Origin of the sequence: Nostoc sp., from assembly GCF_036917135.1 — a bacterium.
Classification (GTDB): Bacteria; Cyanobacteriota; Cyanobacteriia; order Cyanobacteriales; family Nostocaceae; genus Nostoc.
This window is the reverse complement of sequence record NZ_JBALEA010000057.1, coordinates 165,818-190,178: the sequence shown is the minus strand read 5'-3', so window position 1 is coordinate 190,178 and position 24,361 is coordinate 165,818. Positions and strand designations below refer to the sequence as shown.

General features: G+C 42.7%; 21 protein-coding genes and 1 pseudogene. 7 read left to right on the top strand and 15 right to left on the bottom strand.

Going from position 1 to position 24,361, the window contains the following annotated elements; all coding sequences use genetic code 11:
- The first annotated feature begins 215 nt into the window (after window positions 1-215).
- The 3 genes from V7K50_RS16835 to ftsZ all read left to right on the top strand — a co-directional run bounded on the left by V7K50_RS16835 (window position 216) and on the right by ftsZ (window position 3,425).
- Complete coding sequence (locus V7K50_RS16835; protein WP_334961902.1) at window positions 216-1,049, top strand: cell division protein FtsQ/DivIB; 834 nt, start codon at window positions 216-218, stop codon at window positions 1,047-1,049.
- Window positions 1,050-1,766: 717 nt separating this feature from the next.
- Complete coding sequence (locus V7K50_RS16830; protein ID WP_334961900.1) at window positions 1,767-2,054, top strand: hypothetical protein; 288 nt, start codon at window positions 1,767-1,769, stop codon at window positions 2,052-2,054.
- A 60-nt stretch (window positions 2,055-2,114) separates the two neighbouring features.
- On the top strand, window positions 2,115-3,425 hold the full coding sequence (gene ftsZ, locus V7K50_RS16825; protein WP_334961898.1) for a cell division protein FtsZ: 1,311 nt from the start codon (window positions 2,115-2,117) through the stop codon (window positions 3,423-3,425).
- 313 nt (window positions 3,426-3,738) lie between these two features.
- Here the strand turns inward: ftsZ and gshB are convergent, their stop codons facing one another.
- The 4 genes from gshB to hflX all read right to left on the bottom strand — a co-directional run bounded on the left by gshB (window position 3,739) and on the right by hflX (window position 8,858).
- Window positions 3,739-4,713, bottom strand: coding sequence for a glutathione synthase (gene gshB / locus V7K50_RS16820; protein ID WP_334961896.1), 975 nt, complete (start codon window positions 4,711-4,713; stop codon window positions 3,739-3,741).
- A 219-nt stretch (window positions 4,714-4,932) separates the two neighbouring features.
- The gene (grxC, locus tag V7K50_RS16815; RefSeq protein ID WP_334961894.1) at window positions 4,933-5,205 is read right to left on the bottom strand and encodes a glutaredoxin 3; all 273 of its coding nucleotides are present in this window, start codon (window positions 5,203-5,205) and stop codon (window positions 4,933-4,935) included.
- A gap of 370 nt (window positions 5,206-5,575) precedes the next feature.
- Window positions 5,576-6,397, bottom strand: coding sequence for an XDD4 family exosortase-dependent surface protein (locus V7K50_RS16810; protein ID WP_334961892.1), 822 nt, complete (start codon window positions 6,395-6,397; stop codon window positions 5,576-5,578).
- A 721-nt stretch (window positions 6,398-7,118) separates the two neighbouring features.
- Complete coding sequence (hflX, locus tag V7K50_RS16805) at window positions 7,119-8,858, bottom strand: GTPase HflX (protein ID WP_334962023.1); 1,740 nt, start codon at window positions 8,856-8,858, stop codon at window positions 7,119-7,121.
- Between hflX and V7K50_RS16800 the strand changes: the two genes are divergently transcribed.
- Window positions 8,743-9,015 carry a hypothetical protein gene (locus tag V7K50_RS16800; protein WP_334961890.1) on the top strand — a complete coding sequence of 91 codons (273 nt, stop codon included), beginning with the start codon at window positions 8,743-8,745 and terminating at the stop codon, window positions 9,013-9,015. The genes hflX and V7K50_RS16800 overlap by 116 nt on opposite strands.
- Before the next feature lie 35 nt (window positions 9,016-9,050).
- Window positions 9,051-9,680: a Uma2 family endonuclease gene (locus V7K50_RS16795; RefSeq protein ID WP_334961888.1), complete on the top strand. Its 630-nt coding sequence runs from the start codon at window positions 9,051-9,053 to the stop codon at window positions 9,678-9,680.
- A 75-nt stretch (window positions 9,681-9,755) separates the two neighbouring features.
- Here V7K50_RS16795 and V7K50_RS16790 read toward each other — a convergent pair whose 3' ends face one another.
- The 5 genes and pseudogenes from V7K50_RS16790 to V7K50_RS16775 all read right to left on the bottom strand — a co-directional run bounded on the left by V7K50_RS16790 (window position 9,756) and on the right by V7K50_RS16775 (window position 13,783).
- Window positions 9,756-10,121, bottom strand: coding sequence for a type II toxin-antitoxin system PemK/MazF family toxin (locus tag V7K50_RS16790; protein WP_152589592.1), 366 nt, complete (start codon window positions 10,119-10,121; stop codon window positions 9,756-9,758).
- The gene (locus tag V7K50_RS16785) at window positions 10,114-10,452 is read right to left on the bottom strand and encodes a hypothetical protein (protein WP_334961885.1); all 339 of its coding nucleotides are present in this window, start codon (window positions 10,450-10,452) and stop codon (window positions 10,114-10,116) included. Before V7K50_RS16785 ends, V7K50_RS16790 begins: the two co-directional genes overlap by 8 nt.
- A 140-nt stretch (window positions 10,453-10,592) precedes the next feature.
- A pseudogene (locus tag V7K50_RS30735) lies at window positions 10,593-10,745 on the bottom strand (TPR end-of-group domain-containing protein); the annotation flags it as partial.
- Window positions 10,746-10,757: 12 nt separating this feature from the next.
- The gene (locus V7K50_RS16780; RefSeq protein ID WP_334961883.1) at window positions 10,758-12,461 is read right to left on the bottom strand and encodes a tetratricopeptide repeat protein; all 1,704 of its coding nucleotides are present in this window, start codon (window positions 12,459-12,461) and stop codon (window positions 10,758-10,760) included.
- The gene (locus tag V7K50_RS16775) at window positions 12,458-13,783 is read right to left on the bottom strand and encodes an ATP-binding protein (RefSeq protein ID WP_334961881.1); all 1,326 of its coding nucleotides are present in this window, start codon (window positions 13,781-13,783) and stop codon (window positions 12,458-12,460) included. The genes V7K50_RS16780 and V7K50_RS16775 overlap by 4 nt, the downstream gene beginning before the upstream one ends.
- A 444-nt stretch (window positions 13,784-14,227) precedes the next feature.
- Here V7K50_RS16775 and V7K50_RS16770 point away from each other — a divergent pair, with 444 nt between their 5' ends.
- Window positions 14,228-14,683, top strand: a complete 456-nt coding sequence (locus V7K50_RS16770) for a hypothetical protein (RefSeq protein WP_334961879.1) — start codon at window positions 14,228-14,230, stop codon at window positions 14,681-14,683.
- Window positions 14,684-15,108: 425 nt separating this feature from the next.
- Entirely contained in the window at window positions 15,109-15,357 is a 249-nt protein-coding gene (locus V7K50_RS16765) for a hypothetical protein (protein WP_334961877.1), read from the top strand.
- Between the two features lie 38 nt (window positions 15,358-15,395).
- Here V7K50_RS16765 and V7K50_RS16760 read toward each other — a convergent pair whose 3' ends face one another.
- The 6 genes from V7K50_RS16760 to V7K50_RS16735 form a co-directional block, all read right to left on the bottom strand.
- A complete protein-coding gene (locus tag V7K50_RS16760) occupies window positions 15,396-16,094 on the bottom strand; it encodes a glutathione binding-like protein (RefSeq protein ID WP_334961875.1) in 699 nt (232 codons plus the stop codon).
- A 92-nt stretch (window positions 16,095-16,186) separates the two neighbouring features.
- Entirely contained in the window at window positions 16,187-16,957 is a 771-nt protein-coding gene (locus V7K50_RS16755) for a class I SAM-dependent methyltransferase (RefSeq protein ID WP_334961873.1), read from the bottom strand.
- Window positions 16,958-16,991: 34 nt separating this feature from the next.
- A complete protein-coding gene (locus tag V7K50_RS16750) occupies window positions 16,992-17,681 on the bottom strand; it encodes an SDR family NAD(P)-dependent oxidoreductase (RefSeq protein WP_334961871.1) in 690 nt (229 codons plus the stop codon).
- A gap of 73 nt (window positions 17,682-17,754) precedes the next feature.
- Complete coding sequence (locus V7K50_RS16745; protein WP_334961869.1) at window positions 17,755-19,053, bottom strand: MFS transporter; 1,299 nt, start codon at window positions 19,051-19,053, stop codon at window positions 17,755-17,757.
- 101 nt (window positions 19,054-19,154) lie between these two features.
- Window positions 19,155-20,714 (bottom strand): ammonium transporter, encoded by a 1,560-nt coding sequence (locus V7K50_RS16740; RefSeq protein ID WP_334961867.1) that lies wholly within the window; start codon window positions 20,712-20,714, stop codon window positions 19,155-19,157.
- 748 nt (window positions 20,715-21,462) lie between these two features.
- Window positions 21,463-24,168, bottom strand: coding sequence for an ATP-binding protein (locus V7K50_RS16735; protein ID WP_334961865.1), 2,706 nt, complete (start codon window positions 24,166-24,168; stop codon window positions 21,463-21,465).
- Between the last annotated feature and the right edge of the window lie 193 nt (window positions 24,169-24,361).

The following is a 24,361-nucleotide window of genomic DNA, read 5'->3' as shown; positions in this document are numbered from 1 at the left end:
TTGTCAAAAAGACTACAGTCAGTTAAAAATGGACACCGGAAACTTTCATAGCAATGATCACTAGCGCCATAATCCTTGTGTAGTTAGTGTAAAGTGTTACTAAAAATAAAAAAAGTCTTGAGGAGAGTGGCTAACAGATGCCAATAGTGTTTACTGAAATTAATCATGATCCGAGTATGTCAAGGAATTTAGATTGCAACCAGAAAGGGGTTTGAATGGCTGGCATAATATCAGTTTCCCGCACGGATCTAGCCCAGCGTCGTCAGAAATTACGGCGGCAACGGCAGATGAAAATTATTCAGGCTATTTGGCGAACCTTTGCCATTACTGGTTTTGCGGGTGGATTGCTGTGGGTGGCAGTCCAACCGGTGTGGATGCTAAAGGCTCCCAAACAAATAGTGATGAAATCAGGTAATAAATTACTGTCGGATCAAACAATTCAGTCACTGTTGGTGCTACCTTACCCCCAGTCTTTGTGGCGGATTGAACCGTCAGCGATCGCTAACTCTTTGAAGAAACAACCAACTATTGCCCAAGCGATCGTCAAACGCCGCCTGTTTCCTCCGGGATTAATCATCGAAATTCAAGAACGAGTACCTGTAGCGGTGACTCAAACACCTAGCAACAAAAAAGTCACAATCGGCTTACTAGATGCAAGTGGGGCCTGGATGCCCTTAGAAAAATACACATCACTGAATCCCACTAGCAAATTACCTAATCTCAGAGTAATTGGTTCACCAAAACAATACTGCCTCCACTGGACTCAACTTCATCAAGCTGTCAGCCAAAGTCCGGTGAAAGTTATGGAAATTGATTGCCAAAATCCAGCGAATTTAATTTTGAAAACAGAACTAGGAAATGTGCATCTCGGCGTTCCAGGCTCCCAGTTGTCTGAACAAATTAAGGTACTGGCCCAAATGCGCCCTTTAGCAGCAAAATTAAATTCCGGTGAAATAGAGTATATCGATCTGAAAAATCCCGAAGTTCCATTAGTACAGATGAACCAAAATAACCAAAAATTAACTCCCAAAATCCCTAAAAACATCTAGGGTGTTTAATGTATTGATAGCTCATGGTAAATTCAGAAGCTTTATGCTGATAAATATATTTATTATTTTCAGTTTTCCAGCAAACCGGACGAAAATCGGCATTAACTTCTAATTAGAATAAGAAGATCAATCATAAAATCTCCATTCCGAGTAAAAGACCCTCAATTATTACCCTAACATCTAATAGTAGGGTGCAAAATGTCGGACAATCTAATGATGGTCTATAGCGTGCAAAACGCATTCCGCCCATACATTCTTTGACTAAACTTAGTGCGAAAAAGAGAAAAATGCTTGAGTTTTTCATTAAAAGCAGAGGGCACTGATGAGAACGGTTTATGCCGTCATCTAAGTGCAGAGCCAAAAATGCTGCGGCTTTGGTCTGTTGAGGACACTTCCAAAGACAGTTTACCGAAGTTTCAATCTGTAAGGAAAAATGCCGCCCAAAGTGGCGTAAGCATTGCTTATGGGCAATCAATTTGGACTGATCTGTGCTGTAATTCTTATTGGATGACGAAACCACTTAGGAAATCTTGATTTGTTGACCACACTAGTAAGGGTTCTTGTAGGATAGACTATTGCTCCGACAAAGTGTCCCTTAAGACCCCCCAAAGAACAAATGAATCAGGTATAGTCTGACAAGTAAATTCTTGCTTATTTTAACCTTAAGGATAAGTAAGTAGAATGTAAATTTTGTGTCTAAAGTTGCAATCATCCCCAATGGTGAAACCTATTAACAATATTATTATTGAGGCAGAGAAGATACCCTGTAGTGTGTCTTTACAAGGGATGCCCTCTGATGAGAATAATCAAGAGATTAATGTCTGGTTGAAGTTATACAGGTCACTTTTAGATAAATATAGGTATACTTCTCTAGAATTGACTGTGCGATCGGCTGCGTTAAAAGCTGATCCCATCGCAAATTTTCCCACTGCTAATTCTGTTAGGCTTGGCAGTAGTGAAAACAATCAAGAACAATGCCATAGTATTGTGGCAGTGTCAAACTAAAGTTGACTCTTAGGTGAATAACACCTGAAAAAGTCGTTTATCTACCCTTTCACAAATCCAATGACACTTGATAATAACCAAGGACTTAACTATAAAAATTCCCAATCTGCGGGACAGCCAGGGTTCTCTCTGGCAGTTAACTCAACCAACCCCTTTAATAATTCCGGGATGAACTTCGGACAAAATCACGATAATAAGAAGATTTTTGCGGAAAATAGCCGAATTGGTGAGATTGTTCCTGGTCGGGTCGCCAACATCAAAGTGATTGGTGTCGGTGGTGGTGGTGGCAATGCTGTTAACCGCATGATCGAGTCTGATGTCTCTGGGGTAGAGTTTTGGTCAATTAACACTGATGCTCAAGCTCTTACCTTAGCTGGCGCTCCAAGTCGATTGCAAATTGGACAGAAATTAACGCGGGGTTTAGGAGCAGGTGGTAATCCTGCCATTGGTCAAAAGGCAGCTGAGGAATCACGGGATGAAATTGCTACGGCTTTGGAGGGTGCAGACCTAGTATTTATCACTGCTGGGATGGGCGGTGGTACTGGGACGGGCGCAGCCCCGATTGTGGCAGAAATAGCCAAAGAAATGGGCGCTCTCACTGTTGGTGTAGTCACACGTCCATTTGTGTTTGAGGGACGCCGCCGCACCAGCCAAGCGGAACAAGGTATTGATGGACTAAAAAGTAGGGTAGATACGCTGATTATTATCCCTAACAACAAACTGTTGGAAGTGATCCCCGAACAAACGCCTGTGCAAGAAGCTTTTCGCTATGCAGATGATGTGCTGCGTCAAGGGGTGCAAGGTATTTCTGATATCATCACGATCCCTGGTTTGGTAAACGTTGACTTTGCTGATGTCCGAGCTGTGATGGCAGATGCGGGATCGGCATTGATGGGAATTGGCGTGAGTTCTGGAAAATCTAGAGCCAGAGAAGCTGCGATCGCAGCTATTTCTTCGCCGTTACTAGAATGTTCTATTGAAGGTGCTAGAGGTGTTGTCTTTAATATTACTGGTGGTACTGACCTGACTTTGCATGAAGTGAATGCAGCTGCAGAAGCAATCTATGAAGTAGTTGATCCCAATGCCAATATTATTTTTGGGGCTGTAATTGATGACAGACTCCAAGGTGAGGTAAGAATTACTGTGATTGCCACCGGATTTACAGGTGAAGTGCAAGCTGCGGTACAACAAAGCGTAGCTAACGTTCGAGTAGCACCTAACACCTCTAAGCGACCAGCAACACAGCAACCCGCAGTTAATCCCCCAACCTCAACTCCAACTGCAACTCCAACTCCAATTCCAGAACCAAAAGAAAAAATTGGATTGGATATACCTGATTTTCTGAAAAACCGACGTACACCAAGGAATTAAAAAATTTTGGATTTGAGACTCCGATGTGAGCGCTCAGTCGAACGACTTTAGATTAACTTAGCAGTCTCGGTTCAGGCTGAGTGCTGTATAAAATCTGCTAGTTTCAGGGTTTTACCAAGGTTAGGGGTAAGCAATCTGTTGTCATACCTAATTTTGGCAATTGGTAAAAAAACTCGTCAACGCTACTTTATAGAATGGATTTGGGCAGGAGTCTGTTGGCTGGTATGTCCAGCTATGCTTTTGTTACCAAAAAATAGGAAGACCTGCCCAACTAAGGATAAGTAAATTTACTAAAGGTATCGGTAAGGGGAAATTATTTTTTAATTTTCAAGGTTTGTTCAATCCATTGAATTATCTGATGACCAAGGCGAGTGCCATCTAATCGATCAATCTCACGAATTCCGGTAGGACTGGTGACATTAACTTCAGTTAGGTAGCCACCGATAATGTCAATACCCACAAAAATTAAACCGTCTTGGCGTAAGCGTTCGGCTAATTGGGTACAGATTTCATACTCTCTTGGGGTAATTTCGGTTTGAGCGACTGTGCCACCAGTTGCCATATTATTGCGAAAATCAGTTCCGCTAGAGAGGCGATTGAGCGCACCAATTGGTTCGCCATTGAGCAAGATAATTCGCTTATCTCCTGCTTTTGCCTCCGGTAAATAGGTTTGTACCATTACTGGTACTCGACCTTGGAGGGTACTGAGTTCGACAATGGAGTTAAAATTGCGATCGCCTGATTGCAAAAACAAAATACCTTCCCCAGCTTTGTTACCCAGTGGTTTGAGAATTGCTGCCCCCTTTGCTTCCACAAATTGCCGAATCAACTCCTTATCAGCACTGACAATCGTCTCTGGAATCGCTTTAGTAAACTGGAGGGCGTACATTTTCTCATTTGCCCCTCGGATACCACTAGGACTATTAATCACCAGGGTTTTATTTTGGTCAATGTAATCAAGAATATAAGTCGCATAAAGGTATGAATCATTGACAGGTGGATCTGTCCGCATAAATACGGCGTCCATTGTCTCTAAAGAAGTTAAGGAAGAATCGCTCAACTTATACCAAGGATTGGCCGCTACCCATCGTCTGTCTACCAACTGCACTGGTACAACTTCGACTCGCCGTAGTAAAGCCCAAGCTTTGCTTTCCACCACACTCAGTAGATTTCCCTGAGTTATCCAAACTTCGTGTCCCAGGATTTGCGCTGCTTCAATCAGGGCAACACTGGTATCATGACACGGGTCAAGCAGATGGATAGGATCAATGATAAAAACCAGTTTCACCCTTTATACCTCAATCACCAAGAAATTAAATGGTTATTTAATTATTATCTCTTGATGATCTTACCAATTGACGTACATCTGTACTGCTGAGTAGAATCTGGAGGGTAAAGTCTTGTGGATAGAGATCGCTTTTTTGGGCAAAAAGGCAGCGCGTTGTTTTTCCAGAGTGTAGCGACTGCCGTGTGTAGCGGCTTGTCGCTAGCGCAATACCTTTTGAATCTAAATGCTATTACTAGAAGTTAGTAGCTCATCCAGCTTGCCTTGACTATCTAAAGCGTGGATATCATCACAACCACCAACATGTGCATCATTGATGAAAATTTGCGGTAAAGAGCGCCGTCCATTAGCTCTTTGAGCCATTTTATTTCTGGCTGCCTCATCCCCGTCAATGCTGTATTCGGTAAATTCAACTCCCTTGTTCTTCAGCAAACTTTTGGCACGGATACAAAACGGGCAAGTCCTCCAGGTGTAAATTTCTACTTTTGCAGCCATAATGTCCTCAACTTGATTTAATACTTCTTAATTTTAGAACCTTGCCACTGGCTGTAGGTGTTCTATGCCGTTTTGACTTTACTTTCAAAAGTGGCTAACTAAATTCAGTTATTTGGTATCGCTGAGTTCCTTAGAGATCCACTTCCGCTACACCTAGCTAGCTTTTTTGCAGAACTATGCAAAAAGAAAAATCGTTGAAAAGCCTATAAATAATGTGAGCTTTTCAACGGTACAGGTCTATTTACACATGTTTTACTCGATCAATTTTTACAAAATTTAGGTGATACACACTTAACTTTCTAAAAAAACGGTATTTTATCTTAGGTAAGTATCCGGTATTTGTCAGTGTTTACTACTAAAATACTGTCATTTAGGCTACTGCTAAAGACTTTTTCCTCACCACTTTCAATGCACCCACTGCAAATAAACCAAGGGCGGCTGTCGTCCCAGGTTCAGGTACTTGTTTAGGTGCAGGAGGCGGAGGACTATAATAAGTGCCTTGTGCTTTTATAATGCTAGGCTCAATTAAAGTAGTGCCATATTGGAAGCGAACACTACCAATTTTGCTTATATCAAAGTTAGTGGGTAGTCCTGACAAAACAAACGTGGCAGAATTGTCAATAAAACTTCCCCCTTTAATTGGTGAATTTGCATTAGCATTATAGCCGTCAATAATGCCGTAATTCAATTGCTGCTGTCCACCAATGCCTTGAAAAATACCCAAGCCGGCAGTACCTAAACCGTAGTCTTGGGTTACTCCAATAGTAAGTCCTGCGGAATTGGTCGTAGATGCAAATGCCCATTCTTTGCCATTATTAGGAGTATTGAGAAGATTTACATTATTTGTAGTGGTAGAGGGGTTGTTTTGAGTGACCGTTGGGGCTGTTGCTGAAATTAAAGATAAATTTAAGGGAGATCCAGCATAGTCCCAAAAGACTGATGTGAGGACATCAGAAGGAACTGAGACATTTTTCATGTTCTTCAGGGTCACTGTCAACTTACCTGGATTGAGTAAGTCATCAAAGACAACTGATGATGCCAGAGCATTATTCGATAGTAAGTTAGTTCCTGTGACTGAGAAAGTCATAGAGGCTGCATCTGCTTGGGATATCTGTGAAACTGTCACCACAGCTAATGCTGATATACAACAGACTGCATAACCCGCTATTTTCTTGGAATATGGTTGAGACACGCGATTAAAACTCCTTTTCTTTTTATTGAGGATATTTAAGACCTCTCAAAATAACTCTTTTATGGAAGTTACCAATGTCTAAATTGACACAAATAAATACAATTTGTCTATGTTCTTTATCGAGGTTAGCTAAAAATTTAAATTTGGAATTATCAATATAGTTTTTATGAATTAATGGAGATTCTCAGTATTTACACTTGATATATATTTTTAAATTAAAATTGTATATATCCACATTTAATAATCAATATTTGGTTTCTCGATGTTATTACTTAATCAACAGATTTGTGAGAGATATTGATTATTCCATGAGTAAGATTTGTAGGTTGCATAGAGCGCAGTGTCACCTTGTAGAAAGCCAGGCTACAATAGGTATTTCATCCCAATCTACACGAGTAGATATTTTAATCTTTCACTAAGTACATGAGCTAAATTAAATATCGGACTCCAATTTGATGCTTTAAAACATACTGAGTGGGAAAAATCAGCTTTATCAGGGTTTTATTTAAAATATTCATATAAAACCACTGGACTGGTGTGGCAATGCTAAAATGGTGCATTAAAAGTCTCTGGAAAATTAAAGTTTAAAAGCATAATTCAATTTTTCTACTCTTCCCTATAACAATGCAATAAATAAGGGAAGGCAATTTATCGCCTTCCCCAAAGTTAAATATTCACGACACTAATATAAAGTGCTAACACTGAAGTAGTTACTCAACATTTACCTACTGTCAACGGCATATTCAATTAGTTGAGCAAGGCGGTGGCGTAGGGTTTCTAATCCCAAGCGCTGACTGGCTGAAATAAATACCGCTAGGGGGAATTCTTCTCTAGCTAAAGCTAGTGTCTCACTATCGGCTTGATCAATCTTGTTAAAAATAACTAGCGCCGGACCAGGAGTTATTGGCATTTGCGCCAAGATTTCTCTGACTGAGCGAATATGACGCAACCAAGCTGGGTGAGATAAATCTACCAAGTGTAGTAGGGCATCAGCTTCTGTGACTTCCTCCAAGGTGGCGCGGAAGGCATCCATTAATGATGCAGGTAGTTCGTGTATGAAACCTACCGTATCTGTAATCAGAATTTCCTGATGTTCGTTTGTTTCGCCATAAGGAATCACCAGGCGGCGCGTGGTGGGATCGAGAGTAGCAAATAGTTGGTCAGCTGTATAAACTTCTGCATTAGTGAGAGCATTCAACAGGGTGGACTTACCAGCGTTAGTATATCCAACCAAAGCCACTGAGGGAATTTCTCGATGCTGCCTTCGTTGCCGTAACCGCGAACGATGGGCTTGCAACTGGGTTACTTCTTTTTGCAGTCGGGAAATGCGCTGCCCAATGGCACGGCGTTCAGTTTCTAGTTTTGTTTCACCAGGGCCACGAGTCCCTATACCACCACCCAATCGGGACATGGTGCGACCTCTACCAGCTAGTCGTGGCTGCATATATTCTAGCTGTGCTAGTTCTACTTGCAATTTCCCGGCACGAGATTGAGCGCGTTGGGCAAAGATATCCAAAATTACTTCAGTGCGGTCAACCACCCGGATACCAATTTGCACTTCTAAGTTGCGGACTTGGGAGGGTGAAAGGTCGCGGTCAAAGACGACGAGATTGACCCCTAGTGTTTGGGCTGTTAGGGCAATTTCTTGCACCTTACCTTCGCCAACTACTGTTTGGGGATGAACACGCGATCGCTTTTGTTGTATTGTCTGTAATACATCTCCCCCAGCAGTATCAACTAAACGTCCCAATTCCACTAGGTTGTCTTGGAATTGTAGGGGAGTAATCTCACTGGTCATCACTCCCACAATTAGGACGCGATCGTGGTCAGCATCTACTTCCTGGGCGATAAATTCGCGCTGGAATTCTGCTTCCAGATTTTCTACCAAGTCTACTAAATCCTGGTCTGCCAGATCGTCTAAGTCCAAAGGTGGCGATATATTCCAACTTGGGGATTGGATTTGTTTATTGTGAGCGAAGCCGAATTGGCTTTCCTCTACCTTGACAGCAGCAGGACTAGGAATCAGGGTGCGAGACTCTTGGGGTGTCAGATGAGCTAGATAAGCTTCTTTGACATACCCAGTTGCGCCGCCTCCCCGCCGTGTAAATCCCGCTCCGGTTATATTTAGGACAACTAGGGCATCTAAGCGTTGCAGTGCCATCGCCGTGAGTGCCGCTTCGTTGGGCGGTTCTGCCTTGAGATGGGTGGCGATGCAACGAATACCACTGAGTCGTTCTGCACCGTAACGGGGCAATTCCATCGGTGGTATTTGGGTTTGACGCGGTGTGCCGACGCCGACGCGAATCACTTGCCCGCGACGGTTGATGTAGGCGCACACAGGCTGATTGACTTCTGTGCTAATTGCTGCCAGACGCTGGGAAAAGTCAGGTGTGGTGATGCGATCGCCTGGTATGCGCTGGTGGTACAGTCGCTGTAGTTGCTTCAGCTGGCTGGACTTCAGACCTTGGAGATTTCCAAAAATAGTTTCTATAGGCGTTTTTGACCAGTTAAATGGCCCCCCGAATCCTTATATGTCTATTTTACAACAGGGTTTAGGCTCCTATCTATCTCCTTTGAGGGATGCGTTAGGAATTAGTTCACGGTGGGTATTTATTTGACGCTATTTTGGTGGTAGTAACTCACAAATTGAGCAATGGTAACAACACGCGCCGCCTCAGAACAAAGGGCTGTATTGAGAAATATCAGTTGGCAGACTTTTGAAACCATGCTAGCTGAGATGGGAGAGGATAGAGCCTCTCGCATCACCTATGACCAAGGAATGCTGGAAATTATGACTCCACTGATGCCGCATGAACATTGGAATTGCTTATTGAAAATGCTCATTTTCGTTTTGGGTGAAGAGTTGAATTTAGAGATTTTTCCTACAGGTTCAACGACTTTGAAACGAGAAGATTTGCGGCGTGGTGCGGAACCAGATAGCAGTTACTATATTCGCAATGAAGCGTTGGTGAGGAACAAATCAGAAATTGATTTGAACCGTGATCCAGCACCGGATTTAGTAGTAGAAATAGATTTAACGAGTTCTTCGCTGAATAAATTTGATATTTATGCGTCTTTAGGTGTTATGGAACTTTGGCGTTATGAGGAAGGTGTGCTGTATATTTACCAATTGCAACAAGGGCAATATATAGAGTGTAATAATTCGCTAATTTTTGCACAATTGCCTTTAATTGAAATTGCTCGATTTTTAGAAGAAAGTCAAAGAATTGGGGTGATGAAAATGACGCGGAATTTTCGGGAGTGGGTGAAGGAGCAAATTTAATCAGTTAGTATTTTTAGTGGAAGTGTGAAGGCGATCGCTACCTCTAAATTGTATTTTTATCAAAGATCCTCTTTTTCAGTCGTTGCTTTCAGGGGCATAATCAATACAGATAATTAAACCATCTAGTAATTCTTGCATAACGGCTGTTGAAACTTTTCCTAAGCACCTGATAAATCGCTCAGTTGTTACACTACGAAGCTGCAAAACATTACCTGCTGAGTTTGAGTCTAAGCCATTTTCATCAGTTTGCTGGATAGGAATCATGAAAAGGCGATTTTGGAATTTAGGTTGCCATGTTGCCACAGGAATAATAATTCGCATTGGTATAGAAATAAATATATCAGAACTAATCACAACAGCAGGGCGAGTCTTCTGAATTTCTTGTCCTCTAGTTGGATCAAGTTGCACTAGCCAAATCTCACCTTTTTTAGGATTAGTCATTCTCGGTTTCCCAGTCTTCACCATCCAGAACGGCAAACTCTGTTAATTCTGGATCATTCAAAAAATCTTCGGCTATGGCGGCGATAAAAGGTTCTAGTATTTTGTGACGTTCTGCTACAGGTAGTCGGGCAATTTCTCGGAGAGATGGACGTTTTTGCTGTTGGAGATTTGATGAGATATTAGAATCTGAATCTTCAGTGTCTAACTGCTGGTGATTGACTGTTTTTTTTACAAGAGACTCAACAAAATCTAGGACTTCTTGTTGCTTGTCATTTGAGAGAATTCGCAGATTATCTAATACAGCTTGTGCAATGTTGATTGTTTCTGACATTTGATTTGCGTTTTTCAAGATAGGTTAAGTTTTTAATTTGTCATTCATAACTATCGCTTTTAATTTCAGTTAGTATCTTCAGTGGAAGTGTGAAGGCGATCGCTACATTAATCGCTACATTAGTTTAGTTTTTATAGCGGTTATTGAATTAAACCTTGAAAGCGCTCATGTTCCCGAATCCTATCAAAATCTGAGTCACTTTTTGCCATCTCTCGATATTTATCAGGATTCAGATTAATTGCTTTTTGTAAGTTTTCTAGTGACTGTTCAATATTACCTTGGAGAGCATAAGAGCAAGCTTTATTCTACCAAGCTTCGTGTAAATCTGGTTGAAATTTCAGTGCTTGGTCGTAGGATGCGATCGCTTCTTCATTGCGTCCTAAATTATCTAGCGCAATGCCCCGATTGTACCAAGCTTCGTGGTCATCTGGTTTAATTTTCAGTGCTTGGTCGTAGGATGCGATCGCTTCTTCAAAGCGTCCTAAATTCCTCGAAGCATAGCCCTTAGCATACCAAGATAAGTAGTCATCTGGCTTAATCTTTAGTGCTTGGTCGTAGGAAGTAATTGCTATCTCGTAGTTTCGTATATTTTCTAGCACAATACCTCGATCATACCAAGCTAAATAGTCATCTGGTTTAATTGTCAGGGCTTCTTCGTAGCATTCAATCGCTTCTTCATAGCGTCCCAAACTCTCTAGTGCATTTCCCTGGCTATACCAAGCTAAGTGGTAATCAGGTTGAATTTTAACTGCCTCCTGATAAAAAGCAATTGCTGCTTCAGTATCTCCAAACTTTGCTAGTGCATTCCCCTTGCCGTACCAAGCTAAATGGTAATCAGGTTTAAGTTTTAGTGCTTCTTCATAAGATGCGATCGCTTCTTCATAACGCCCCAACTTTACTAGTGCAATACCATGATTATTCCAAATTAAGTAGTAATTAGGTTTAAATTTTAGTGCTTCTTCGTAAGAGACGATCGCTGCTTCATAATGTCCTAAATTTACCAGTAAATTGCCTTTATTATTCCAAGCTTCGTGGTAATCTGGTTTCAATTTCAGTGCTTGGTCGTAGGATGCGATCGCTGCTTCATAACGTCCTAAATTCACCAACATAATTCCCCGGTTGTACCAAGCATAGTGGTAAGTAGGCTTAATTTTCACCGCCTCATCGTATGATGAGATTGCTGGTTCATAACATCCTATATTCCCTAATGTGATGCCCCGATTGTACCAAGCCTGGTGATAATCAGGTTGAATTTTCAACGCCTCATCATAGGATGCGATCGCTAGTTCATTTTCGTTAGCAGTAACTAATAACTTTCCCAATTCACATAGTAAACTCGGCTTCCGACTTTCTATCAGGGATTTTTCTATTAACATATCTTTAATTTCTAGAAGTTTTTCTATTTTTTTTTCATGACTAAGTTTTAAATATTCTTCATAACCTGCTTCGTCCAGCAGGCGAGTTGATTCTTCTTCTACTACTTCTGGCGTTGTCGGTAATTCAAACACCCCAGAACGCCAATCAAAAAAATCTGGGGCGCGGTGAATAAAATAGTTTATCGAAAATGAACGCAAAAGAAAAACAAAGCTAATGGGAAAGTCATCTCTAAAGTGTTCTCGCTGTTGGTTTAAGTGATTTAAAATATGCGGAACACTGGTTAAATTACTAAATTGTCCTTCGGTAATTTCCCCAAAACTTCTTTTTTCATATTTATATAAAGAATATTCCAGACCTTTAATCAATAAAATATCAACTTGCTTGTCTTTAATAAAGTCTGCCACTGGCTGATATAAATTATCAATCGCCTCGACAAAGCGCAAAACTTCAATCTTCTTCTGCGGAATCTCCTGGGGAAGTTTGACAATAAACTTGTCTGCTTCCACAGGTGTACATTGGACAAAAAACAAACCAAATCCTGATTTACGCTTCAGTGCGCGAAGCAAGTCTTGATAAGCTTCTTCTGGTTCTGGGGGTAAATCATCATCCCAATCACTTAAATTTGGGTTCATGAAAGTTTCGCTACGGCTTCTTTAAATTCTGGAATTCCTTGAATCAATGGATGAATATCATACCAACGCTGCATCTCTCCATCATCATCAAAATATCGGTATTCTAAAAGACAACGGTTATACATCAAACTCCGATACAAGTCATCATTAATAATGCGCTTAGAACAAGAGACTTTCGCTAACAGATCCCATTGATGATCTTCCACAGCGCGGCGATAAGTATCTCTGGCTTGAGTAATTGCTCGTCGCACCGCCTTTTCTGAAACAGGTAACTCTTCAGTGCGTCCAATGGCATCTTGAGTTAACAATAGCAAATTCCTCACATGACCTCCACTCATTAAACAAAGTCTGTCTAAGGTTTGGGGACTGTCGAAAATTTCTGTTTCTAGTGATAGTTCCGGTGCAATTTGTCGGACTCGCTTGTTAATTACTTCTTTAACTTTCTTGAGTCCTGGCTGGTAAACTTCCCTCTTGAGAGTGTTTACCATAATCATCGGCAAAATTTGGGGGTCGCCGTAGATATCTCTGAGGTCTGTTGCTCTGGTAGAATAGACCATTGAAATGGGGACAGTGTAAATCAAATGGCAATCTAAAGCTTGGAGTTGTTCGCTGCGGTCTAAAAAGACTTCCTCATAGTTGGTGCGTTCTCCGTCTTTAACTAACACCATTCGGTCTAAATTATCGACAATTACCGCCAGTTTATTGTAGCCATTAGGTAAGTGCTGTTTTGCATCCACCAGAAACTCATTTAACACCTGAATTAAAGTGACGGTGTAAGGATCAATTTTTTGGCGAATCTTCTGGCGTAATTCAGGAACAGCTCTTAAATTTGCGGTCAACTTGGCGAATTGAGCAAGCTGCACTTCTACAGCCATCTTCTCAAACTCTATGGGAGTCAGCGCCAAATCTTTTAAATCTACCCAACGATCTTTCAACCAGTCGAGTATGGGACGAGGACTAGCAATTCCTTTTAAATCTTTGAGCAAACGCCGGGTACAGGCGAGGAGTATATCTGTATATTGGGCATCTTCTGAATCGATATCCTCTTCATCAGCCGCAAAATAGACAACATAAAATTTCCGATTTTCTAAATATTTCTTTAACCTGAGTAATTCTGTAGACTTCCCCGCACCTCGATGACCAGAATACAATTGACAAGTATTTGTATCAGCTAGTCGCATTCGATTTCCCAACTCTTGCTCAATATCCGCATCTCCCCGCACATCCTGACAATCTACATATTTTGGATCTCCTGCGGGTAAGGGTTCAAAGGGGTTAAAGGCGTTGTAGAGGTTTGCGAGTAAGTCATCATTATTAGGCATAGGTAAAAAATATAGCAATGATGGTCATAATAATCGAGATTAGGGACTGACAAATAAAAAAACATCCCAAATTTTTTGTGGGATGGGTGTCCCCACCCGTCCCAGATTTAGGGCGCTCATGTTGCCCACCCCACAAGATGGATAATTTATTTCTTGTCAGTCCCTTATACAGAACTGAGGTAGATGAATCCAGTTCAAAGACTCGTTAACGGAGTTCAGAGGTGCATTCATCCAGTTCAAGTACTCATTTTAATTCTGACTTTTTACATTCCGTGGAAGGTCAGAAAGTATCATAGACAACAAAACTTTTCTCAATCATCGCACCCAAGAAAACTTTTCGAGTTACTTAAGACTGTTAGAATTTATTCAAAGACTTGTGGAATCTGCTCTTCGTAAACAGACTAGACTTGCATAAATTACTATTAACAACTTTCCCCTCACATCATGAACCGCTTTACCTCTATTTTGCTAGCCGGCTTGATAGCATCTGCTTCAGCTTTGGCTATTTCTCCAAAAGCTGATGCTAAAACACCAGTGTCTTATATTGCTGAGTTAGATAACTACGGTTATCAACGCAACGATGATCGGAACTACGAAGGTCAGAATCGCGATCGCAAAGATGGTGATTATGACCGCGATCGCGATCTTCGCAACATTAGTGACAATGATCGCCGCTATGACCGCGATCATAACGGTCGCTATGAGCGCGAGAATCATCGCCGTTATGAGCGTGAGAATAACGGTCGTTATGACCGCGATCATAACGGTCGCTATGAGCGTGAGAATCATCGCCGTTATGAGCGCGAGAATCATCGCCGCTATGAGCGTGAGAATAACCTTCGCAACATTTATAACAATAACCGTCGCTATGAACGCGATCGCGATTGGGGTCGTGGTTAATCTCTCCGCTCTGCATTATTCGCGGTGCCTGTTCTCAGCAAACAACTTCATGTGTGGTCAGCAATCGTCAGTGAATCGGTTAGATTCGGATTCGCGTAGGCGTAGCCCAACCTAGGCATCGCCAATGTGAGTTACCATTTTTGCCCCACCCGCTTCAAAACATCTGTGACTACCCGATGTCGATGCTAACCATTTGTAGGATTCATTTTCCTCAATTGGTAAATTTTTATAGCCTCGTTCATGTTTATCTGCATAGTCAAGATTTTGGCTACACAGTTGTAACAGGCTTAAGTGTATACACGGTAGACCTGTATGCGGGGTGGGGTTCTTTTTTTTATTTATGCAAGAAGTTTGAGATTGATCCCTGCTTCGGACGACATTTTCAGCTTTAGGGTAAGATCGATCCTTAGTTGTTCACGGATATTATGCCTCAAAACCACAACAGCAATTCCCGAAGATTGCCCAAAATTAGAACCACGATTTTCTACATCTTCGCGGTTATCAGTGTTTTAGTAGTCTCTTTTCCTTGGCTGTACGAAATTAAAACCAAGGCTGGGATTGACATATCACCTGGACGACACGCTGGAACTTTTTTTGAAAAACATACCCACGGACTTTTCAAGTGTGAGTGGCTTTATCCTTACCATTGCGATCGCCCCCGCCCCCAAGGTTAAGTAGGAGAAGCGAACCTCAGACAATTAATTCTAAAGGCTCAAGGCTGAATAGTCTTCGCTGACTGGTTAAATAACAAATTTCGTGATTTATCAGGATCAAGCGCTTGAGTTGTCAATGCTTCGGCTTTCTCATAGGCGCGAATTGTTGCTGGACGGGCTTGAATTGTCTCAAACCAGCGCTTGATATTAGGAAAATCTTCTAAGTTTTGACTTTGGCGTTCATGGGGCACAATCCAGGGATAAGCAGCAATATCAGCAATGGAATAATCACCAGCCACAAATTCTCTATCTGCTAGCTGCTTATTCAGTATTGCATATAAGCGTCCCGTCTCATTTACGTAGCGGTTAATGGCATATTCAATCTTTTCGGGAGCATAAGTACTAAAGTGATGATTTTGTCCCGCCATTGGCCCCAGCCCTGCCATTTGCCAGAACAACCATTCTAAAACTTGAGTGCGCTGCCGTAAATCTTGGGGGATTAATTTACCGGTTTTTTCTGCCAAATATAGCAAGATTGCACCAGACTCAAATACCGAAATTGGCGCACCTTCATCTGCTGGTTTTTGGTCAACGATCGCGGGGATGCGATTGTTAGGAGAAATCTTCAGAAATTCCGGTTTAAATTGATCCCCTGCCCCAATATTCACAGGAATTATGGTGTATGGTAAGCCGATTTCTTCTAAAAGAATTGTAATTTTATGACCGTTTGGGGTTGTCCAATAGTAAAGTTCAATCATGATTATTTTTCCTGATATTTAGGGTGGTAATTTAAATGCCTAGCCGCCTCGGCTTCCCGCAGGGTAGGAATACAGAGGTACGCAGAGTTGTACTAAGATTTTGGTGATTTGGCGATCGCTGCCCAAACTCTGTGATGAACCGGAAGAATTGGTGTGGGATATTTGGCTGCGAGTAATGTTGCCAATTCTTGGTCAAATGCTTCTACCAATTCTTGTGTTAAGCTGGCTCCCACGCCCGCACTAGCACGAATTCTTCCCCGCCAGTCTTCGTGTGTATAAGACACAAATACATCGTAAGAAAATGTGCGGATTTCTCGGAATCCTCCTTCGCCAATGTCTTGTAACCACAGGGGATGCAACCCAGTACCGCCGCCCATCTTCCACGCGGGATTATGAGCTTTGATTAGTTGTTCTGTTGCTTCAACGACATTACCTTTTAAGGGTATCCAATCAAAATGTGCGATCGCGATCGAGCCATTTCTTCTCAATATCCGAGTAATTTCCTGGACGGCACGCAAACGATCAAACCAATGCCAACACTGTCCAGCCGTGACTACATCAGCACTGGCATCTGGTAACTCGGTATTCTCGGCAGTTGCGACTCGATAATCTACTTGGAGTTGGACAGCTTCGCTTAACTGTCTTGCTTGTTCTAAAAGTGAAACTGATGGGTCTATGCCAATTACATAAGCACCTCTATCGGCAAAGCCCCGCGCTAGTGTTCCTGTTCCCGTACCAAGGTCAACAATATTTTGCCCTGGTAAACCTATGCCATATTCAGACAGTTTGTTAAATAATGAACTGGGAAAGCCAGCGCGATGTTTTGCATAATCAGTAGCAGTTGCACCAAAATCAATTTTCATACCTGCAAAACTATTCTTGTAACAATTGTCTAGGCTAGAAGTTCTCTACCCACGGACGTAGTTCTACTTCCCACGTCCAAGCACTGCGGGGTTGGCGGAGAATGCTGAGATAAGTTTGAGCGATCGCATCCGGGTCAAGAGTACTATCAGGATTATCTAATGGATCTTGGCGAATTGCTGAACGGATTGCACCATCAATCACGAAATGCGCCACATGGATATTTTTTGGTGCTAATTCCCTAGCAATACTCTGAGCCAAACCACGTAGTGCAAATTTACCCATTGCAAAGGGAGCAGACAGAGGATAACCCTTGACACTGGCTGAGGCTCCAGTAAAAAATATAGCACCGCCGCCAAGTTGCAAAAACCTTTTGGTAGCAGCTTGGGCTACAAGAAAGCCACCATAAGCAGTGATATCTAGGGTTTTTGCCACCTCACTAGGGTCTAGATCAACAAGAGACCCCCGCACCCGGAAACTGGGATTGTAAATGACAATATTCGGGGAACCGATTTTATGATCAATATCAATAAATAACTGTTCTACTTGATCTGGCTTTGAAACATCAGCAGCGAAACTAACTGCGCCGATTTCACTACTCAATTGAGCAAGTTTTTCAATTTGGCGAGCCGCTAAAGCTACGGTGAATCCTTCTTTGGCAAATAGACGAGCTAAAGAGGCGCTCAGTCCATTACCTGCACCGACAATTAAAGCTGTTGTTGCCATAATTAAACCTATAGTGCTTATTCTGTCTAGCTTAGAGCTTTTTTTTGTGCCACTCGATTAAGACATTTATAGATTAAGATTTGAGCGGAACTGAAGATAATTGTGAATTGCCCTTAGTTGGACTTTGACCAATTTGCAGTACACAAACTGCGGCAATCAGACAGAGAACGCCTGATAAAATAAACGCTTGTAAATAACTACCCGTCCAAGTTCTCAACACTCCGGCTCCAAATGCTGCGGTGGCTGCACCGAGCTGGTGTCCTGCGACAATCCAACCGAACATCACGCCGACATTTTCCTTACCGAAGATGTTAGCAACCAGACGGACTGTTGGTGGTACGGTGGCAATCCAATCAAGTCCATAGAAGACGGCGAAAATGGAAAGTCCATAGAAGGAAAAGTTGAAACTGAAGGGTAAGAAAATTAAAGACAAACCCCGCAGTCCGTAATACCAGCACAATAAGTAGCGATTGTTCCATCGGTCAGATAGCCAACCGGACATAGTAGTTCCAAAAAAATCGAATAGTCCCATAATTGCCAAAAGCCCCGCAGCCTTGACTTCCGGGATACCGTGGTCAATACAAGCAGGAATCAGGTGAGTACCAATTAACCCATTTGTGCTAGCACCACAGATAAAAAAGCTACCAAATAACAGCCAGAAGTCGCGGTTACGCATTCCCAGCCAGAGGGCGTTGAGGGTGGAGGCGATGGAATTGACTTTTGGCTTTAACACTTCCACAGTTTCGCTGTTGTCGCCAAAGGGTCGCAAACCGACATCCGCCGGGCGATCGCGCATCAAGACTGCGATCGCTGGAATAATTAGAAGTGCTACACCACTAAGAGCCAGAGCCGCAGTTCGCCACCCAAAGCGATCGGCGACTGAGGCCAGCATGGGCAGAAACACTAGTTGCCCCGTGGCTGTACTGGCGGTTAAGATGCCCAGAACTAGACCCCGCTTTGACAAAAACCAGCGATTGACGACAATAGCACCCAAAACCAGGGCGATAACTCCGCTACCAGAACCCACAATTACACCCCATAGCAAGACTAGCTGCCAGGAAGCTGTCATCAAAGTGGTTAAACCGACACCGAGAGCAATGACAGCAAGGGAGAACACCATCATCCGGCGAATGCCGATCCGCTCCATAACTGTGGCAGCAAAAGGGCCAATTAATCCGTAAAGTACTAAGTTAATGGAGATTGCCAAAGATATAGTTGCTCTACTCCAACCGAACTCCTGTTCGAGAGGCACGATAAAAACTCCAGGAGCAGAGCGAATTCCGGCTCCCACCAGCAAGGCTAGGAATGTTAAACCTGCGACGAGCCAGCCATAGTGGAACGAACGACGCGCTAGGAAGGAAGCTAGTGACATGAGTGGGGAGTCGGGAAGATGGGGCTAAAGGCAATTGATCCAAAGATGGATTTTGGGGACGGACAGTGTGCAAACAATATCCCTGCTCAGGAAAATATCTGCTATTTTTTGGGTTCTAATGGATAACTGTCAGGGTTAGCTGATGAGCTAATGACATATTCAGGGTATGCTGGTATCCCATGCTCGTGTAAATCCAAACCTTCCAATTCGCCTTCTGTGGACACACGCAGTGTCCCGGTCAAATTTACCAAATACATCAACCCCATTGCCACAGCGAATGTAGACACAGTAATAATTAGGTTGCCGATAACTTGTGCGCTCAACACCTGTATCCCCCCACCATAAAGCAGACCTTTTAACGGTGCAGAAACATCAGGTGAGATGGGGCCAGTCGCGCCGAATTCACCAGTAGCAAACAAGCCCAGCGACCACGTTCCCCAGATCCCGCAAAAACCATGTACTGGAACTGCACCAATCGGATCGTCAATGCGAAGCCATTCCAAGAGGTCTATGCCTAGAATTACAACTACGCCAGCTACCGCCCCAATAATGATAGAACCTGTTGGATTAACCCAATAGCAAGGGCAAGTGATCGCAACTAAGCCCGCCAAGAAACCGTTGACTGTAAAGCTCAAATCCCACTTTTTGGTTTTCGGATATCCGAAAAACAGTGCCGATAAACCACCTGCACACGCTGCCAAGGTAGTATTAGCGGCAACCCGTCCAGTCCCCACAAAGTCCATTGCCGAGAGTGTCGAGCCGGGGTTGAAACCGTACCAGCCAAACCACAGAATTAAACCGCCGGAAGCAGCAATTACAAGGTCATGGGGTAACATCGGTCCGCCACCGTCGCGCTTGAATCTCCGACCCAAACGTGGCCCAAGAACGATCGCACCCGCCAGAGCAATGAATCCCCCAATGGTGTGAACAACTGTAGAGCCTGCAAAGTCATGGAAGCCAATTCCTAAGAAAGGCAAGAAAGTGTCTTTGCTACCCATCGTTGCGAGAAAACCATCTGGTCCCCAAGCCCAGTGTCCAATAATTGGGTAGATGAATCCAGAAACGCCAATGCTGTAGAGAAGATCGCCAATAAACCCTGTCCGCCCAATCATCGCCCCAGAGGTAATGGTGGAGCAGGTGTCTGCAAAGGCAAACTGAAACAGCCAGAATGCCAGAAATGCTACGCCTGTACTTTCATAAGTTGCGGGCGCACCTTGTAAGAAAAACCAATTTAGTCCAATCAAGCCGTTACCATGACTGAACATGAAAGCAAAACCCCAGGCATAAAACAATAAACCGCAAAGACAGGTGTCAACGATGCACTCCATCAAGACGTTGACGGTTTCACGAGAGCGGCAAAAACCTGCTTCCAGCATCGTAAAACCTACCTGCATTGCAAATACTAGGAAGGCCGCTAGCAGTGTCCAGAGTGTATTAATCGGGTTAACAATGTCATTGCCTTTGAGTACTGGATCGGCTGCTAGAGCTGCTGTTCCCATTAAATTCAGAATGATCACAAATACCATGAACAGGATCATGATAGCCATTCCCTTCCCCAGCAGTAGTAAGTAAGCGTAGCGCCTCCACTCTTTTTCACGCAAACGCTGTCCCAATCGCGCCAACTTGTTAACTTGCTGACTTTGCTCAACAGTCGTCGGCATTTTCTTGATTGTGGAGAATTGCTGAGACTTAACCCGGAAAAAGCCTTTTTTGACGGGAGTAGATACCGCCTTGACAAAAAAGCTCCAAAAGCTTGTTACCAAATAGCCAAATATGTTGAGGCAATTTAGGCTCTTTTTTCCCAAAGAACTACAAGCCTTAAATAAGATAGTTTTTAGTTTGCTTTTCTTGTTACCCACTACGTAAAACCTCCATGAAGGTAAGTATTGTTAAATAACCCCAACTCAATTGTCAGGAAAAATTTGAAAGTATTTATGTCAAATACACTTGAGGGTGATTGTCTCAAAACCGACAGTCCATCACATTAAAATAGTTGCTGTGACATCAACATCAACGACGCTTTTCGACAAGAAGTTGACCACAGTTTTTTAATATCGAAAATCCTGATATTGGGGAAAACGTGAAGGATGCAGTAATTTTTGTTACATCAGTAGCAAACAATTGTGTCCTTTCAATGTCAGTATTTTCCGATATTAAGATAAAACCATCCAGAATATTATTAATTTTATATACAACAAGTCAAGGAGTTATTACTTTTAAGCAGCCTAATAAATTTCGTAATATCTGCGTCATAAGTTTGTCATAACTTCGTCAAACAAATGTGAAATTGTAAGTGTGAATATGTTTATTCATTTGCATCAGGTGGGATTATCTGCCTTTTACTTATCTTTAATTTCTCCTGATCGCCGAAGAAAGGCAGAGGGCTGGAGGCAGGAGTTATTTTAATTTTTAATTGATCTCTCCCGGCTTCTTCCAAGGAAGTTTGACTGTAAATCGACTACCTTTCCCTAGCTGACTTTCAGCATGAACAGTGCCGCCGTGCAACTCGACAATTTTTTGCACCATTACTAATCCTAAACCGGTGCCTGGGGAACGACGGGTAGAGGCGTTTTCAACCTGCACAAAAGGTTGAAATAATTTAAACAGGTCATCGGAAAGCATACCAATACCCGTATCTACCACACTGAAAAAGATATATTCCTTTGTGGAATTTGGCTGGACTTCAATCCAAACTTCGCCTCCTTCTTTCGTAAACTTGATCGCGTTAGTTAATAAGTTGATAAATACTTGACGAATGCGGCGTTCATCGACTTGAATGGGTTCGAGTTCTTCAGGGATTTGTGCCCTCAGTCGGATATTTTTCTGGAACGCCTGATGTTTCACAAAACTCAGACTGGAGTCACATATTCCTTGAATCGAAGTATCAGCTAGTTGCAGTTCTATCTTGCTGGATTCGATGTCGGTAAGTTCAAGGATCTGGTTAATTAATTCTAGTAGGTTCTTACCGCTAGATTCGAGGATATTTAAGGACTGGCGCTGTTCTTCACTCACAAGGCTGTATACTTCATCTTGGAGTGATTCTGTGATTCCTAGAATGGAGTTTAAGGGAGTCTTTAGTTCATGGCTAATGTTTGTTAAAAAGGTGCTTTTGGCACGATTTGCGATTTCGGCAGTTTCTTTAGCCTCACGCAGTTCGGATTCTGCCCGTTTGCGATCGCACACTTCCATACTCAAGATCACAAATTCCGCAATTGAGCTAATAAAGTTTTGTTCACTCACTTCCCATATCCGAGGAATACCAACCTGCTCGTACAATACTGTTCCCATGACTTCGCCCCCAACCCAAATAGAGGTATCAATTAGCGATACAATGTTATTTGGTTCTAATAGTTCGTCCGATAGTTCCCGTACCCGTGGATCGGTGCGAGTGTCACTGACGACGATGGTATAGCTAGATGCCAAGGCTTTAAAGTAGATGGGATAATCTGCAAGGTTGCGTTCTAAACCTGCCGAATGTCTTTGCTTGCTACGTTCATAGAGACTTATACATTGTAGTTTGGTGCGTTGGCGCAGCCCGCCTTCTCTACGAGACGCTCCGCGTAGCTTGCTTCCACGAAGTGGTACGGCATCCCCATTGAATAACCACACGCCCACTCGCTCTACTTCCAAAGCGTTAGCGGCTTTTTCTGTGATGACTTTGAATGCTGTTTCCAGATTTCCTTCAAAAATTGCTTTGTGATTTGCTAGTTCTACCAGTACTTGATGATGCTGGCTTAGTTTTTGTTCACTGTTGATGTGTTCTTGAGTTCGCTGCTTAACTTGCAATTCTAACTCTTCATTTTTGGTAGTCAGTGCAGTAAAGGTTTTGCGTAAATGCTGCGCCATCTCGTTGAAAGATTCACTCAGCACCTCTAGTTCCTTAATGCCCTGTACTTTCACCACTGAGTCTCCGCCATTGCTAAAATCGGCTAAATCTTTTGTCGCCGTGCTGAAGTCCAAAATTGGCTGAGTTATCCAACGGGCAGTAACAATACCCAGTAAAATAGCTAATCCCAATGCTCCCAGACAGAGAAAAATTGTAGTTTGAGTGTTGCGATTAATTTGTCCCATAAAGTCTGCTTCGGGGACAGCCACTACTATCAACCAATTGACATTTGGCAACCAATTGATGTTTGGTTCACCTTTTAACGGTCTAACTTCTAAAAATTGTCGTTTGCCATCAAAAAAGAAATCTAGTTGCTGTAAACTTTGAATCTGGTCAAAGTTACTAAACTTAGTTGTTAAATATTTAGCGGTTGCTTGGGTCAAATAATTCCCACTCTGGGAAGCTGCCAACCGAATGGGTTTACCATTTTGTAAGCGGAATGATTCTTCCGTTGTGGAACTTGCGACTAATAGCCCCGATCGCTCCATAATAAAAATTTGTCCAGACTTGCCAACTTTGATATTTTGCAGCAAATCCCCAATTTGTGATAAATGAGTGAGAGTGCTGTTGACTCCGAGTAACTCACCTTGGGAGTTATAGATGGGAAGAGAAGCACTGATGAGGAGCGTTGGTTCAGTGCGAGGTGTAAAAATCTGACTAAAGCTGAATTTTTTGGCGGTAACAGCTGTTTGATAATCAGGACGCGATCGCGCATCATAGTTTTTAATCACCTCTGGTAGTTGGGTACGTTGACCTTGAGAGTCAATTTTGTAGGTGTAAAGGTCGTAACCAGTTGACTTATCGGCTTTTCTGAGTAAAAATTGGCGATCGTTGAGCTTCTCCACCGCTAGATATTCTTGCTGTTCATTGCTTGCCGTTAAGGCCAACGCATCTGGAAAAATCTTTAATTGCTCTATTAAATATGACTCCCAGGTTGCCAGATTCTCTATCTTCAGCAACCCCATATTAATGATATTTTGATTACTGCGTAGTACCTGACGCGGAGTTGAAAGATAACTCTGTAAATTCTGCTCGACTCGATTGGCTACTTCATGGCGCAATTCGGTAGCTACCTCATTAACTGCTTTTTGCCCATTGTGAATTGATAAGTATGCAGTCAATCCCACAGCTAGGAAGATTTGCAGCAGGAACAACGCTACCAGGATGCAACTTAGAGGTACGGCTTTAAACAGGAAAAAAACACCACCTGTCCCAGTATTTTTGTTCATCTGCCCACTCTCCCTGCTTCCCCGTGCTGTCCTGTAGTACTGAGTACAACACCTTGAGTTTGCTGTCCTGTGGGCTTATGCATAGTTTGTACTCGGTCAGGTCAAGTGCCAATATACCACTTCTGGCAAAAGAACAAAACGTTAGTTAACTGCACTTATAGATTTCATCAGCCAAATATTGCCGTGAACAAAA